The following is a 13386-nucleotide window of genomic DNA, read 5'->3' on the forward strand; positions in this document are numbered from 1 at the left end:
ACATCACCCAGATCCACTGTCGCATCGGTGAGAACACCCGGCACAGTAACGCCGGTTGCCTTCACATCATGCGGCGTGACCCCGAGGATCAGCTCTGCTGCAATGTTCTTGGTGAAGAAATAGGTAATGTCGAGTTCCGGCACATACTGGTCGCTAATATCGACTGTGCCTGGAAGCGCAGTCCCGCCGACAGAGAGGCTTGCCGCCTCGTCCGGCAGCACACCGATCACACGGCCGCGCACCATCCACGGGCTATCACCCTCTTCCGCCACAGCAGCGCCGGCGGCCCCAAAAAGGGCGCTAGTTGCCAAAAGGCCTGCCAAAAAAACGCGTTTCATCTCGAACTCCTCTCACTGAGACGAGTGAACCTAAGGCGTTGATAATACAGAATGAAATTTGTCGTTGCGTCGCGCGCCTGCATGCCGCGCGGCGCATGCGCCCATCTAAGCAATTGTCCTTATCGACGGTGCCAGCCATGCCGTTCAGAGTGAAACATTCGTCTTCTCGCCCGTCGCTGACCCTGCACCGGCAGGCCGGGTCTGGAATTTTCTGTCGAAACATCCGACATTGCAGCCATGGCACACGTTGAACCGCACACGCATGTCCACGCGAATACGCCCTGCAGTCCGCAGGACGTCGAGGCCTTCCTGTCCGAGGCTGAAGCTCTGTCCGCCCGAAAAGGCCAGCGGCTGACCAGGATCCGCCGCAGGGTGCTGCGCCTGCTGCTGGAAAGCGCCGAGCCGTCCAAGGCCTATGACCTGCTCGCCAATCTCGACGGCGAAGGCTCCGCCAAGCCGCCGACGGTATATCGCGCGCTCGATTTCCTCCAGGAGGTCGGCCTCGCCCACAAGATCGAAAGTCTCAACGCCTATGTCGCCTGCGGGCATACCAGCCACAAGCACTCTGCGGTCTTCCTGATCTGCGACGAATGTGGCGCCGCCGAGGAGCTTCACGCGACAGCAACGACGGATGCGCTCCAAGCCGAAACCAGCGCAGCCGGCTTCGAGATGCGCCATGCTGTGATCGAGGCCCGTGGTATCTGCCGGGACTGCGCCGCGTGAAATGGGCGCTGGTCGCCCTGACGGCGTGTGCCGCCCTCCCTCATGCCCATGCCAGCAACGAAGACTTTCAAACCGCTGCTTCGAGCGGGCCATGGTCAGGCTGCGTCTTCGAGGATGGTTATGATCCCTACCCCATCGTCCTGACGCCGCGCGGGGAGGACTTTTTCGTCTCCTATCCGGGGCTTTGCACAGGCGGGCATATCGGCCCGGAACTCGACGCCCCCTATGACGCGATCGAGATCATCATCGTCAACCCGGACCGGTGCCTGCAGGGCTTGCCGCTGACCTACACGCTCGAACGCGATGAGCTGCGCATCGACTATCATGCGGGCGCCGCGGGTGCCTTCGCCTTGCTGCAGCGAACGCCGCCCGGTATGACCCACCCTGCCTGCAGCACTGAGGAGGCAATTTCGTGATCGATCTCTGGAAAGGCATCGCCAATACCTGGGATTGCGACGAGATGGGCCACATGAATGTCCGGGTCTATATCGAGAAGGCGTTTGAGGGGCTCGGGACGCTTGCGGGCGCCTGCCATCTCGGCCACGCCTTCAAGCCGGACGCCCCTTCGACGCTGGTCCCGGCCCAGCAGCACATCCGTTTCATGAAGGAAGTTCACCCCGGTTTTCCGATGTGGATGACGGGCTGCGTGCTGGAGCTCAAAGACACTGAGGCGACTATCTATCAGGAAATGCGCCATGGCGACGGGTCTGTCGCTGCGGCGTTCCGGACCAGGCTGATCCATGCTGACGCGACCAGCCTGAAACCCTTCGCCTGGAGCCAGCGGGCCCGTAAGGCGCTCGACGCGCTTAAAGCCGAGCCACCGAAAGAGACTGCCCCCCGCGGCATTGATCTCAGCCGCGCGCCGCTCACCAATCCAGACATCAGCCAGCAGATCGCGAAGGAGCGCGGGGCGAAAGTCATCGGTCTTGGCATGGTCCCGCCGCAGGATTGCGATGTGTTCGGGCGGATGCGTCCGCACATGTTCATCGGACGCGTATCGGACTCGGTGCCTACCCTGCTGCATGACTGGCGCACGCGCGTCGCCAGCGCAGATCCGGACGTGCGGATGGGCGGCGCCGTGCTCGAAAACCGGATCATCTATCGCCGCTGGCCGAAAGCCGGAGACCTGTTTGAAATCCGCTCCTCGCTCGGCCGCGTCGAGGAGAAGGTTCATTCCCTCGTGCACTGGATGCTCGATCCGGTCACAGGCCTGCCCTGGATGACAGCGGAAGCTGTCGCGGTGACGTTTGACCTGAACAAGCGCAAGGTGATTGCGACGCCGAAGCCGTTAATGGACGAACTCGCAGAGATCGCGCCCGGCAAGCTCAGCCTCTGAGCGTCTTGGCTCAGCCGCTTCCGTGCAGGCTGCGCCGCATGGACCCTTCATCACCCGCCGCAAAGCCCTCGATCAGCCGCGCAATCGCCACGGACAGCTCATCGCGCACTTCATAGGGCACCTCCATCGGGTGGAAATGGCTCGTATTCGGGCGTTCTTTCAGGACCAGGTCAGGGTTCTTGCGGATCATCAGGTCGGTGACCTTTTCCGACAGAACCGGCTTCTGCTCAGGGCGCAGCACAACGATCGGAATTTTCTTCTTCCGGATCTTGCGCAGCGCGCCCCAGGGCTGATTGCGCTGGCCGTTAAACGTCGCTGCTTCCCATTTTGGCGCGCAGTTGATCCGCCAGACCTGCTCGTCAGCATAGGGCCCGTTCTCATCGACGCGGGAAAAGCCGTCCATGATGTAATCGTCGAGAAAAGGCTGGCGCCAAGATTTGAACGCGCCCTTGCCCGCATAGGATTGCCGGATCGCCTCCTGGCTTGGGAACTCCGCGCGCCGCTTTCTGGCCTGACGCGCCATCTGATTGCCGCCGCTCAGCAAGGGCCGCAGGAATGGCAGCGCATGGGCAATAAAATAGAAGCGGCGCGACAGGATGACCGGGTCGACCAGCACAAGCCCCTTCACCAGATCCGGCCGCTTGCCTGCCACGAGAAGCGAGACACAGCCGCCCATTGAATGGCCGGCCAGCACGACAGGCCGCGTTGCATTCCTGTCGAGAAACTCGATCACGTCATCGCGGTGGCGATGCCAGGATTTCATCTTGCCCGGATCGGCTGTGCGGGTCGTGCGCCCATGTCCGCGCATATCGAGAGCCGTCACCTTTGTGCGAAGGCCGAGGGGGGCAAGCAATGACTGATAGGTCATCGCATTGAAGCCTGTTGCATGCAGCCAGAGGGCGGCCATCTCCAGGGCGGGATTGCCAAACTCGATGGCCTGCATGTCGCCATCAGCGAATTCAGTGAAATAGCGCCGCATCAGATCGACCCGAAGACCTTTCTGAGGAGTTCCGTGGTGCGTGCCACAGGATTCTCTCGGATCTGCTTTTCCTCAAGCGCGAGATAATCGAACATGCCATCGAGACCCATATTGACCGCATGTGTGGTCAGCGAGGATTTGTAATCGGTCGCCGCGACAGCCAGCATCGGCACGCTGGACGTGACTGAATCGAGAGCCTGGTAAGCGCCGGAACTTTCGAGCGCAGCCTCGACATAGGGCGTGAAGAGCGAACGCAGCGAGGTTTCCGTCTTGCCGCGCATGAAGTCTGTCGCGGCTGTATCTCCGCCCTGCAACAGCCCGACGGCGTCCTCGATAGTGATGGCTTTCACCGCATCAATTACGATTGCCTTGCCAGCCGGCACGGCGTCTTCGGCGGCCCGGTTCATGCGCAGCTGAAGATCATCCAGCGGACCGGCGAGCCCAATCTTTGAAAGTTCCCCCTGAACCTCTCCGAGCCGGCCGGGCAGCGGAATACGGATCTGTGGATCGGCCCAGTACCCGTCCTGAACCCCAATCCGGGCGGCCACTCGCTCGGTTCCGATTTCAAGCGCCTGGCGAAGCCCTGCATCGATTTCGTATTGCGACAGGCCTTCTACCGATCCCGCAGGATAAGAGCCCAGAATCTCGCCGAAGACAGGGCCGAGGCCGCCAAACGTGCCATCGGTTTCGCATCCGGCTGGCAGGAGGCATAGGGTCAAAGCTCCTGCCACCAATGTACGCATCGTTCATCTCCCTGCTGGGCCTTGCTCAGTGACAGACACTGTAATGTGTCACCATGGCGGAATTTGGCCCGCGATCTCGACTCTGCACCCGTAGTGGGCTTCGTGTAAAGCGCGCTCACGCGGCGTCAGCGAGAGATTTCAGGATCAGTTTGGTCTGGGCCGGCTTGGCCAGCACAGAGACGTCAGGCCATTTGGCTTTCAGCCCGGACAAATCCCCGCGGCCTGTGTAGAAAATAAAGGGGATGCTGCGCGCTCTGAGGGCCTCTGCCACAGGCAGAGAATCGTATGGATCGAGATTGTAATCAAGCAGCGCCACGTCGATTTCCAGCGCTTTCGCCATCTTCATTGCATCGTCCAGCCCGTTGGCCACACCAACAACTGTGCCACCATGCGCCTCGACCGAAAATTTCAGGTCAAGCGCAATGAACGGTTCGTCTTCTACGATCAGCACATTTTTGGAATGAAGCTGTGTCATGAGGCGTCGTCAGGTTTTAGCGAGTTGAAGTAAATGGACGTAAGTCGGATAGACGACAGGCCTTAAGACAGTCTGAAGATCGCCGTCGCCTTGATGATGACGCGCTCACCCTGTTTCGCGTACGCATGCATGAAGAGGAGCGAGCGTGTTTGCCGGTCGATCTCTGAGGAAAGCGCAACCTCCCCGCCGGAAACCTCTTCGCCGGTCATATCGTAGCTGACGGAAACCACCGCCACGGCCCGCGCCCCCGCCAAAGTGGTGGCATGAGCTTGCAGCGCGCGCATCACGACAGCGCTCAACACGCTGATATCATTTGCGGCAAGCTCGGCCTTAGCCAGACCTTCCTGCTCTATCTCAATGGCCGGAAACGTCTCGGCTGAATGCGTAACAGTCATGGCGGCTAGCTAGGCTGCGCCGGGCCAAAAGAAAAGGCCTGCCGCACCGAGAGGTGACGGGCAGGCCTTCGCGAGCGCCGAAATTTCTGGTTTGCGTAAAGCGCCTCAGGCCACAGCGGCGGCGCGGTCCTCTCCAGCAGCCGTGTCGACGACGATCAGGTCGCCGAGGTGTCCGATACCGCGAATGTCGTAGGCCTGCTCCATGTAGCTGCCAACGCAGCCGAGAAGTTTGCCGATCTCTGCATGGCCAAGACCGATCTCGTGCAGTTTCGTGAACATGCCCATCGACACGTGCTGACGCCCACCCGGCGTCTGTTCTATGAGACGGGCAATCGTGCCGGTTGATGCACCGGTCTGCGCCCCGGTCGTGGCCGAGAGTGTCCGCGCGCCAGGCATGCGGGAGAATACTTTTTCGATAAGCGGCGCGCCTTGGCGCTCTGCCGTATTGAACAGGACACCAAGCGCCTGACGGGCGGATGCCTCATCAAGACCTGTGGTCTTCGCAGTGGTGGAAATCAGCTCGTTGAGCATTGGTTCGGCCTCCTCGTCGCTTCGTCTGGGACTTCAGAGACTACAGGCCCGCTCTTGCCCGAAGGTTACTGAAACCCCGTCCGAGCGTTCATTTTTCGGCCTCAATCCTTAAGCGCCGTTAGGGCCGGGTAAAAATTTTGCGCGATTTCATTAACCTTTGGGATGCCTACATCCGCTCCGGTGCTTCGATACCGAGGATGCCAAGACCTGTTTCAAGCTGCTTGAGAACAGCCTCGCACAGCGCCAGCCGCGAGCCGCGCAGGACCGGATCGGTTTCGTTTGCGACTGGATGGGCCGCATAGAGCGCGCTGAAAGCCTGGGCTAGCGAGTAGACATGCTCACACAATATGTGCGGCTGGCGTTTGGCGTGGGACTGGGCCAGCGCATTGGCGAACCCGTCCATGGCCAGCACGAGCGCGCGTTCGGTCTCGCTCTCGATCTTCACATCTGCCGGCTGGTGACCCGCTTCCCTGGCGCGGCGCAGCAGCGACTTGATCCGCACGACCGCATAGAGAAGGTAAGGCCCGGTCTTGCCCTCAAAGCTCGTGAAACGCTCAAGATCGAAAACGTAATTCGTCGTGCGCACATTCTGCAGGTCAGCAAAACGAAGCGCGGCGCGGGCCACAAGCGCGGCAATATTCGCGCGCTCATCCTCACCAATCTCGCCGGAAAGACCGGCCTCACCGATCTTCTTCTCAGCTTCCTCAAGCGCCATGCGATTAAGGTCCGCCAGCCTCAACACCCCGCCCTCGCGCGTCTTGAACGGCTTTCCATCCGTCCCGTTCACCGTGCCGAAGCCGATGTGTTCGAGCCTGTCTTCCGCAATCAGCCCGGCCATATCAGCGGCGCGGAACACCTGTTCGAAATGTAGCGCCTGGCGCTGGTCGACCACATAGAGCATCCGGTCAGGACCGATCTCCTCCATCCGGTCGACGATCGTCGCCAGGTCCGTCGCGTGATAGCCCGTGCCGCCGCGCGAGTTGATCAGCATGAAGGGTGGCATGTCCTTCTTGTCGCTCTCGCGCGCCACATCAATGATCCAGGCGCCGTCATCGAGCTTGGCCAGCCCCTTGGCCTTCAGATCCTCGACCATGTCCGGGATCAGCCCGTCGACATCGCTCTCGCCTTTCCAGAGGTCGAACGCCACCCCGGGAAACGCGTAATCAACCTTCAGCGCCTCGACCGAGACATTGATGAAATGGCGCAGCAGCGCGCGATAACCGGGATGGCCCGCCTGCATTTCAGCGACCGCCAGCTGGCTCGCTTCATTGCGCGCCGGGTCTTCCTTGGCCTTGGCGGAAGCCTGCGGATAGAGCCGGCCGAGATCCTCGATCGTGACCGGCGGCGCTGCCGGGTACGGACCCCGAAAGTCCGGGTTGAAATACACAAGGTCAGGCTGCTCGCCGAACAGCTCGGTGATCAGGTGGCCCATCTGCAGCCCCCAGTCGCCAAGATGCGCGTCGCCCGTCACATCATCGCCTAGAAAACGGAACAGCCGGCACAGCGTGTCGCCAATGACGGCCGAGCGCAGATGGCCGACATGCATGGGCTTTGCGACATTGGGTCCGCCAAAATCGATGACGACTTTTTCGGTCGTCTCAAGCTTGCCGCCGCCAGCTTTTTCGTCCGAACGGATCGTTTCGGTCTGTGCCGACAGCGCGTCGCTTGTGACCCGGATATTCAGAAAGCCAGGGCCGGCGACATCGACCCGTTCGATTGCGCCCTTGCCACCGATACGGTCGGCGATCTTGGCTGCCAGATCGCGCGGCACCAGCCCCTGTGACTTCGCCGCCCCCATGCATCCATTGCACTGAAAATCGGCAAGCTCCGGCCTGTCCGAGCGGCGCACGGCTCCCCAACGGGCCTCGAACCCTTCAGCTTCAAAGGCGGCGGCGCACGCGGCCGACAACTGCGTGACGAGATCGCTCATTCTGGCCTCGTTTGTCGTGTTCTAATTGCCTGCGTCGAGACGGTACCGGCGGCCTTCGCGATTGAAGGCCAGCTGATCTTCGGTCAGGTCAAACCCGACAATCACCTCGAAGTTTGCGCCTGAGATCGTCTCGTCCACGCGCGGAATGATAATGTCCTGAACGACTTCGCGCCGCCCATCGACCACCCCGTTTGCGAAATTCGCGTCGACCGCAAAATATTGCTTGGCGAGCACTTTGGAGCTGCGCCGCGTCACCGCGATCCAATAGGAATATTGATGGGAATTGGCGTCAGCCATCGGCCCCTTGCCGAAGGCAAAGTCGATCTCGACCTCCGCGCGCAAGGGCTCGTCCTCGACATATCGGCAGAATAGTTCAACACCCGTGATCTCGCCCGTATAGGCGATATTCGGATAAATAGGCTCCTCGGCGCCCAACTCGACGATGCGTGAGGCGTCGTAAAGAGCGGCTACAGGCGGGCATGGCCCGGCATTCTGACGCGTGTCGAGCGCCCTGGTGAGCGGGTTACTTCCACAAGATGCCAGGAACAGTCCGGCTGCCAGAACAGCAATTACGCGCATACCAAATGCCTTGTCCTCTTGGCCTGAGGCTTCAGGCCGTCCATGTAAGGGGTGCAGTGTTACCGGGCACCAGCAAATGGCGCAACGCCCCATCTGCTGTGTGCGAGGAGGAAGGCGATGACAAAGCGCAAACTGAAGATCAGGCTGGCTGCGCCGCGTGGCTTCTGCGCCGGTGTCGACCGGGCGATCCAGATTGTCGAGGAGGCGCTCGGCAAATGGGGGGCGCCTGTCTATGTGCGCCATGAGATCGTCCACAACCATCATGTCGTCTCCCGCCTCGAGGGGATGGGCGCTGTTTTCGTTGAGGAACTCGACGAATGCCCGCCGGACCGGCCGGTCGTCTTTTCCGCCCATGGCGTTCCGAAAGCCGTCCCGGCAGAGGCCGAACGCCGCGAGATGATCTATGTCGACGCGACCTGCCCGCTCGTCTCCAAGGTCCATGTCGAGGCTGAGCGCCACCACAAGGCCGGCCGCGAAATCGTCCTTATCGGCCATGCCGGCCACCCGGAAGTCGTGGGCACAATGGGCCAGCTGCCGGATGGCGCGATCGCTCTGATCGAAACGGACGAAGACGCGCGCACCTTCCAGCCAAAGGATGCCGCAAATGTCGCCTTTGTCACACAGACCACGCTGTCTGTTGACGATACCGCCGACATCGTCGCCATCCTGCAGGACCGCTTCCCCGGTATATCCACGCCGCATAAGGAAGACATCTGCTACGCCACAACCAATCGTCAGGAAGCGGTAAAGGCGATGGCGGAGGGGTGCGACCTCTTCCTCACAATCGGGGCGGAAACCTCGTCCAATTCGAAGCGCCTCGTCGAAGTCGCCAAACGCGCCGGAGCGAAGCGTTCGGAACTCGTCGCCAGCGCATCGGATGTGAACTGGGACTGGTTCGAGGCTGTCGATACGCTTGGCCTGACAGCCGGAGCGTCCGCGCCCGAAGACCTGGTGCAGGGTCTCATCGCCGCCTGCCGCGCGCGCTTTGACATAGAGGTCGAGCATGTGACGACAGCGCAGGAGACGGTCACGTTCAAACTGCCGCGTGTGCTGGCGGCAGAAGTCTAATTCTGCCCCCTTCGACCGCTTGTGGGGAGCAAGTCCCTGCAGCTTCGTCCTTCGACAGGCTCAGGATGAGGTGCGTTTCGGCGGTAAGCTCTCAACCGGCCTCACCCTGAGCCTGTCGAAGGGCGAGGCCCGGTCTTTTGCGATTGTGACACCATGGGGCTTGCCCCTCTCGCCCAGCGGCGTAGAACGCCCGCCAAGAACGGAGCCCGATATGATTCCACGCTATGCCCGCCCTGAGATGACGGCCATCTGGTCGCCGGAAGAGAAGTACGGCATCTGGCTGGAAATCGAGACGCTGGCCGCCGAAGCGATGGAAGAGCTGGGACAGATCCCGGCCGGCACGTCGAAAACTGTCCGGGAGAAAGCGAACTTCGAAGTCGAGCGCATCGATGAGATCGAAGCCGAGGTCAAACATGACGTCATCGCCTTCCTGACCAATGTCGCCGAACATGTCGGAGAGCCCGCCCGTTTCCTGCACAAGGGCATGACAAGCTCAGACGTGCTCGACACCTGCCTCAATGTGCAGCTCGTTCGCGCCGCAAACCTGCTTCTTGTCGGCATGGACCGCGTTCTGGCCGCGCTGAAGAAACGCGCCGAAGAGCACAAATACACGCCCAAGATCGGCCGCAGCCACGGCATTCACGCCGAGCCGACGACCTTTGGCGTCACGCTGGCGACCTTCTATGCCGAGTTCGCACGGGGTCGGGAGCGCCTGATTGCCGCCCGCAAGGAAGTCGCCACCTGCGCCATTTCCGGCGCTGTCGGCACCTTCGCGAATATCGACCCACGCGTTGAAGAACACGTCGCTGAGAAGCTTGGGCTGGAAGCCGAACCGGTCTCCACGCAGGTCATTCCGCGCGACCGCCACGCCATGTTTTTCGCGACGCTTGGCGTCATCGCCTCTTCAGTAGAGCGCCTCGCGACCGAAATCCGCCACCTGCAGCGCACCGAGGTCCTGGAAGCCGAGGAGTTCTTCTCCAAGGGCCAGAAGGGCTCATCGGCCATGCCGCACAAGCGCAATCCGGTGCTGACGGAAAATCTGACGGGCCTTGCCCGGCTGGTGCGCTCGGCCGTTACGCCGGCGCTCGAAAACGTCGCTCTCTGGCATGAGCGCGATATCTCCCACTCCTCGGTCGAGCGCGGCATCGGCCCGGACGCGACCATTCATCTTGATTTTGCCCTTCACCGCATGGCGGGCGTCGTCGAAAACCTGCTGATCTATCCCGACCGGATGATGTCCAACATGATGCGCCTCGGCGGCTTGCATAACTCACAGCGCGTCCTCCTCGCCCTCGTCGAAGCCGGTGTCAGCCGCGAGGATTCCTATCGCCTCGTCCAGCGCAATGCGATGCGCACCTGGGCCGGCGAAGGGGCTTTCCTCGACTTCCTGAAGGCCGATGAAGAGGTCTCGTCCAAGCTCGACGATAGCGAACTCGAAGCCCTGTTCGACCTCGACTACCACTTTAAACGCGTCGACCTGATCTTTGACCGCGTGTTTGGCGAATAGACCCGGCCGGGCGCCCTCGCGCCGCCGCGCAAATCACTTTTGACTGCCCCGGCTGCTGCGGCATAATAGTTGCAGCCCGCAGACTGCCTGTTGCTGCAGGTTGATCGCGTTGAGTTTCGGGGGACATCAAAATAGCACCATCGGTCCAAAACAGCCGCCTCGATAGCCTGCAGGTCCTGCGGGCTATCGCCGCTTTTGCGGTGGTCTATTTTCACTCGCAGAGAGCGGCGATGAATCGCAGCGGCTTCGAGGTGCCCTTTACCAGCATCGGCGCGGCTGGAGTTGATGTCTTCTTCGTCCTCTCCGGCTTCATCATGATCTACATATCGCGGCAGCGCGACGTTAATCCCCTCGAATTCGGATTCAACCGGTTTGCCCGCATCTTCCCGACCTACTGGCTGATCACGCTGATCTTTGCGCTTTCGCCGGTGCTCTTCCCAGGCGTGGTCAATAATCCGTGGGACTGGGATCTGGTACTCCAGTCGGCGCTGCTCATTCCTGTCGATCACCCCTATCAGGAAAACTCCTATTCGCTGCTCGTCTTCGTGGGATGGACGCTTCGTTTCGAGCTTCTCTTTTACGCGATCTTCGCCCTGTCCCTGTTCTCCAGGACGCAGCGGTTCGCATTGTGCGCTCTCGGCGTGTTCCTGTGTGCGTGGGCGTTCGAAATCATGTCCGGCATGGGCCCCTACGCCAAGGAGCTTGCTGGCCCCGATCTGATGATGATCGAATTCATCTACGGCATGGCGCTTGCCCAGATTCACTTTTCTCACGGCGCACAGATCATGGAGTGGGTCCGCAAGATCCCCGCCCTTGCCTATCTCGCCCTCCTGATCGTCTTACTCGCAGCCATATTCTACCTGTTTGCGCTCGGTGACCTTCGCCTTTTCAAGCTGCAGGCGGGCCTGTCCAGAGCGTTTCGGTGGGGCATTCCGGCGGTATTGCTGACGGCCACTTTCGTCTGGATGGTGCCTCGGCTTCTCACATGGCTCGGACCTGTCAGGACGGTGCTGGTGGCAGCAGGCGACGCAAGTTATTCGGTCTACCTGCTTCACATTCTGGTGATCAGATGGGTCGCCAATACTGAGATCCAGACGCTTTATTCCGGCTGGATGGGATTCTACGGATTTATCGCCACGGTCTTTGTCCTGGTCGGACTGCTGAGCTGGCTGTTATATCTGGCGTTCGAGCGGCCAAGCATCAAACTCATGAAATGGACGTGGGCGCGATACGTCGAGCGAAACAAGGCGGCGGGACCGTCTTCGACGGCGCCCGCAACACAGTCTGCCGAATAACCAAGAGCGGTATTATCCGGAGGGTCCGCCCGACCGCTCGGTCAGCTGCCAGGCAGCCTTGTCGATGTCGAGATCATCAAACTGGTCCGGATCGAAGACCGGCACTTTGACGCCCGCTTTCCGCTGAGCATCGAAATCCCTCATCACCCGCAGCCCGATCGGGAAGAGCAATGCCACGGCGAAGAGGTTTACGATGGCCAGAAGCCCCATGGTCACGTCGCTGAAGCTCAGCACGTCGCCGAGCTGGATTGTCGAGCCGAGAAGCACGAAACCGATCACCATGAACCGGTAGACATAGACCGCGAACATATTGTCCGGGATGTAGTAATCGACCGCATTCTCACCGAGATAATAGGAATACATGATCGAGGAGAAGGCGAAGAGGAAGAGCGCGAAGGCGATGAAAAACTCGGCCCAGTCGCCAACATGGTCTGCGAGCGCAAGCTGCGTCAGCACGCCCTGCACCTCATCATCGACGCCAATATAGGATTGCGTCGACAGGATGATGATCAGCGCCGTCACCGTGCACATGATGATCGTGTCGATGAAGACAGACAGCGATTGCACCATGCCCTGCTGCGCCGGGTGCTCGACATAGGCGGCGGCAGCCACATTTGGCGCAGAGCCGAGGCCAGCTTCGTTGGAAAACAGCCCGCGATTGACGCCCATCATGATCGCCCCGCCGATGCCGCCGGCCACCGCTTCATTGAAGCCGAAAGCGCTCAGGAATATCGTCGAGAACGCCGCCGGAATCTGCGGCAAATGCGTGAGGAGCACATAGAGGCCAAGCAAGGCGTAAAAGACCGCCATGACCGGCACGATGATCTCTGCCACGCTCGCAATCCGGCGCACACCGCCAAAGATGACGAGGCTGACCACCACGCCCAGCCCGATACCGGACCAGAGACGCGGCGCGCCAAACGCCGAATCCATCGAGCTTGTCGTCGCAAAGCTCTGGAAACAGATGAAGGCAAAACCGAAGGTCACAAGCAGCAGCAGTGAATAGGCAAAGCCGAGGACAGGCGCGGCGCCGCCGAGTTTCTTGCCGAGGCCATGCTTGATGTAATAGGCAGGCCCGCCGCGAAAATCGCCATTCGGCTCTTTCTGCTTGTAGACCTGAGCGAGTGTGCACTCGAAATAGCTTGTGGCCATGCCGACCAGGCCAACGATCCACATCCAGAAGATCGCCCCCGGCCCGCCCAGCGCCAGCGCGGCAGCTACGCCCGCGATATTCCCGCCGCCGACCCGTCCGGCGACAGAGAGCGCCAGAGCCTGGAAGGAGGAGGGTTGATCCGTCTCATGCTGAAAGCCCTGGCCCAGCACGGAAAACATCGAGCCGAACAGTCTGAACTGGACACCCCTGGACCAGATGGTGAAGATGAGACCAAGTGGAATGAGAACGGCGATCAGGATCTTGCCGTTGATAAGGTCGTTCAGAAAATCAAGCATGACACCCTTTTTAGGTTTGATTCTGCACTGTCTTAGAC

15 protein-coding genes are annotated in these 13386 nt (G+C 60.7%); 6 read left to right on the forward strand and 9 right to left on the reverse strand.

Translation table 11 applies throughout. From position 1 onward, the window contains the following. A partial coding sequence (locus WA989_RS10825; protein WP_424340510.1) for an OmpW/AlkL family protein occupies positions 1 to 338 on the reverse strand: 338 nt, incomplete at its 3' end. Between the two features lie 237 nt (positions 339 to 575). On the opposite strand from WA989_RS10825, the gene WA989_RS10830 reads away from it, so the two are divergent. From WA989_RS10830 to WA989_RS10840, 3 genes are read left to right on the forward strand one after another with little or no spacing between them, the layout of a single operon-like run. Continuing rightward, the gene (locus tag WA989_RS10830; RefSeq protein ID WP_424340511.1) at positions 576 to 1061 is read left to right on the forward strand and encodes a transcriptional repressor; all 486 of its coding nucleotides are present in this window, start codon (positions 576 to 578) and stop codon (positions 1059 to 1061) included. Beyond that, the gene (locus WA989_RS10835; protein ID WP_424340512.1) at positions 1058 to 1477 is read left to right on the forward strand and encodes a hypothetical protein; all 420 of its coding nucleotides are present in this window, start codon (positions 1058 to 1060) and stop codon (positions 1475 to 1477) included. The genes WA989_RS10830 and WA989_RS10835 overlap by 4 nt, the downstream gene beginning before the upstream one ends. Next, on the forward strand, positions 1474 to 2397 hold the full coding sequence (locus WA989_RS10840; RefSeq protein WP_424340513.1) for a thioesterase family protein: 924 nt from the start codon (positions 1474 to 1476) through the stop codon (positions 2395 to 2397). Before WA989_RS10835 ends, WA989_RS10840 begins: the two co-directional genes overlap by 4 nt. A gap of 10 nt (positions 2398 to 2407) precedes the next feature. Here the strand turns inward: WA989_RS10840 and WA989_RS10845 are convergent, their stop codons facing one another. The 7 genes from WA989_RS10845 to WA989_RS10875 form a co-directional block, all read right to left on the reverse strand. Next, positions 2408 to 3376: an alpha/beta fold hydrolase gene (locus tag WA989_RS10845; protein ID WP_424340514.1), complete on the reverse strand. Its 969-nt coding sequence runs from the start codon at positions 3374 to 3376 to the stop codon at positions 2408 to 2410. After that, a complete protein-coding gene (locus WA989_RS10850) occupies positions 3376 to 4119 on the reverse strand; it encodes a DUF4197 domain-containing protein (RefSeq protein WP_424340515.1) in 744 nt (247 codons plus the stop codon). The genes WA989_RS10845 and WA989_RS10850 overlap by 1 nt, the downstream gene beginning before the upstream one ends. A 115-nt stretch (positions 4120 to 4234) precedes the next feature. Then, on the reverse strand, positions 4235 to 4594 hold the full coding sequence (locus WA989_RS10855) for a response regulator (protein WP_424340516.1): 360 nt from the start codon (positions 4592 to 4594) through the stop codon (positions 4235 to 4237). Between the two features lie 62 nt (positions 4595 to 4656). Next, positions 4657 to 4989, reverse strand: a complete 333-nt coding sequence (locus WA989_RS10860) for an acyl-CoA thioesterase domain-containing protein (RefSeq protein ID WP_424340517.1) — start codon at positions 4987 to 4989, stop codon at positions 4657 to 4659. A 105-nt stretch (positions 4990 to 5094) separates the two neighbouring features. Then, positions 5095 to 5520 (reverse strand): hypothetical protein, encoded by a 426-nt coding sequence (locus tag WA989_RS10865; protein ID WP_424340518.1) that lies wholly within the window; start codon positions 5518 to 5520, stop codon positions 5095 to 5097. Positions 5521 to 5686: 166 nt separating this feature from the next. After that, on the reverse strand, positions 5687 to 7450 hold the full coding sequence (argS, locus tag WA989_RS10870) for an arginine--tRNA ligase (protein WP_424340519.1): 1764 nt from the start codon (positions 7448 to 7450) through the stop codon (positions 5687 to 5689). 21 nt (positions 7451 to 7471) lie between these two features. Next, positions 7472 to 8029 (reverse strand): hypothetical protein, encoded by a 558-nt coding sequence (locus WA989_RS10875; protein WP_424340520.1) that lies wholly within the window; start codon positions 8027 to 8029, stop codon positions 7472 to 7474. A 117-nt stretch (positions 8030 to 8146) separates the two neighbouring features. Here WA989_RS10875 and ispH point away from each other — a divergent pair, with 117 nt between their 5' ends. From ispH to WA989_RS10890, 3 genes are all read left to right on the forward strand, one after another. Then, positions 8147 to 9097, forward strand: a complete 951-nt coding sequence (gene ispH, locus WA989_RS10880; RefSeq protein WP_424340521.1) for a 4-hydroxy-3-methylbut-2-enyl diphosphate reductase — start codon at positions 8147 to 8149, stop codon at positions 9095 to 9097. Positions 9098 to 9308: 211 nt separating this feature from the next. Next, positions 9309 to 10604 (forward strand): adenylosuccinate lyase, encoded by a 1296-nt coding sequence (purB, locus tag WA989_RS10885; RefSeq protein WP_424340522.1) that lies wholly within the window; start codon positions 9309 to 9311, stop codon positions 10602 to 10604. A 167-nt stretch (positions 10605 to 10771) separates the two neighbouring features. Then, on the forward strand, positions 10772 to 11899 hold the full coding sequence (locus WA989_RS10890) for an acyltransferase family protein (protein ID WP_424340523.1): 1128 nt from the start codon (positions 10772 to 10774) through the stop codon (positions 11897 to 11899). A 12-nt stretch (positions 11900 to 11911) separates the two neighbouring features. On the opposite strand, the gene WA989_RS10895 is transcribed toward WA989_RS10890, so the two are convergent. After that, on the reverse strand, positions 11912 to 13348 hold the full coding sequence (locus tag WA989_RS10895; protein WP_424340524.1) for an alanine/glycine:cation symporter family protein: 1437 nt from the start codon (positions 13346 to 13348) through the stop codon (positions 11912 to 11914). Positions 13349 to 13386: the final 38 nt, after the last annotated feature.

The organism is Henriciella sp. (genome assembly GCF_049649345.1).
Lineage (GTDB): Bacteria > Pseudomonadota > Alphaproteobacteria > Caulobacterales > Hyphomonadaceae > Henriciella.

Bases quoted from the DNA above. Each gene is read 5' to 3' on its own strand.
- argS (WP_424340519.1), bottom strand. From the start codon at position 7,450: ATGAGCGATCTCGTCACGCAGTTGTCGGCCGCGTGCGCCGCCGCCTTT.
- WA989_RS10895 (WP_424340524.1), bottom strand. From the start codon at position 13,348: ATGCTTGATTTTCTGAACGACCTTATCAACGGCAAGATCCTGATCGCC.
- WA989_RS10860 (WP_424340517.1), bottom strand. From the start codon at position 4,989: ATGACTGTTACGCATTCAGCCGAGACGTTTCCGGCCATTGAGATAGAG.
- ispH (WP_424340521.1), top strand. From the start codon at position 8,147: ATGACAAAGCGCAAACTGAAGATCAGGCTGGCTGCGCCGCGTGGCTTC.
- WA989_RS10845 (WP_424340514.1), bottom strand. From the start codon at position 3,376: ATGCGGCGCTATTTCACTGAATTCGCTGATGGCGACATGCAGGCCATC.
- WA989_RS10875 (WP_424340520.1), bottom strand. From the start codon at position 8,029: ATGCGCGTAATTGCTGTTCTGGCAGCCGGACTGTTCCTGGCATCTTGT.
- WA989_RS10855 (WP_424340516.1), bottom strand. From the start codon at position 4,594: ATGACACAGCTTCATTCCAAAAATGTGCTGATCGTAGAAGACGAACCG.
- WA989_RS10865 (WP_424340518.1), bottom strand. From the start codon at position 5,520: ATGCTCAACGAGCTGATTTCCACCACTGCGAAGACCACAGGTCTTGAT.
- purB (WP_424340522.1), top strand. From the start codon at position 9,309: ATGATTCCACGCTATGCCCGCCCTGAGATGACGGCCATCTGGTCGCCG.
- WA989_RS10850 (WP_424340515.1), bottom strand. From the start codon at position 4,119: ATGCGTACATTGGTGGCAGGAGCTTTGACCCTATGCCTCCTGCCAGCC.
- WA989_RS10830 (WP_424340511.1), top strand. From the start codon at position 576: ATGGCACACGTTGAACCGCACACGCATGTCCACGCGAATACGCCCTGC.